The following is a 321-nucleotide window of genomic DNA, read 5'->3' as shown; positions in this document are numbered from 1 at the left end:
GCGCATGGTCTCCAGATCATGCTCGACCACAAACAGCGTATTGCCGTCGGCCTTCAGGCGCTGCAAGGCCTCGAACAGCGCCTCGCCATCCGCCGGATGCAGGCCGGCGGACGGCTCGTCGAGCACGTAGATCACGCCGAACAATTGCGAACCCAGTTGCGTCGCCAGGCGCAAACGCTGCAGCTCGCCGGACGACAGCGTCGGCGTGCTGCGCTCCAGCGCCAGATAACCCAGACCCAGATCAGTCAGGGTGCTGACCCGTTCCAGCAGATCCTCGGCAATCCGTTGCGCCGCCAGACGCTTTTCCAGCGAAAGATTCGG

At 64.2% G+C, this 321-nt stretch carries 1 pseudogene; it reads right to left on the bottom strand.

Annotation, left to right across the window (positions count from 1 at the left end):
- Positions 1-321: pseudogene (locus DBR18_RS29105) on the bottom strand (excinuclease ABC subunit A); the annotation flags it as partial.

Source organism: Pseudomonas sp. HMWF021 (genome assembly GCF_003061005.1).
GTDB lineage: Bacteria > Pseudomonadota > Gammaproteobacteria > Pseudomonadales > Pseudomonadaceae > Aquipseudomonas.
The sequence above is the reverse complement of the archived record's forward strand: the minus strand, read 5'-3'. Positions and strand labels throughout refer to the sequence as shown.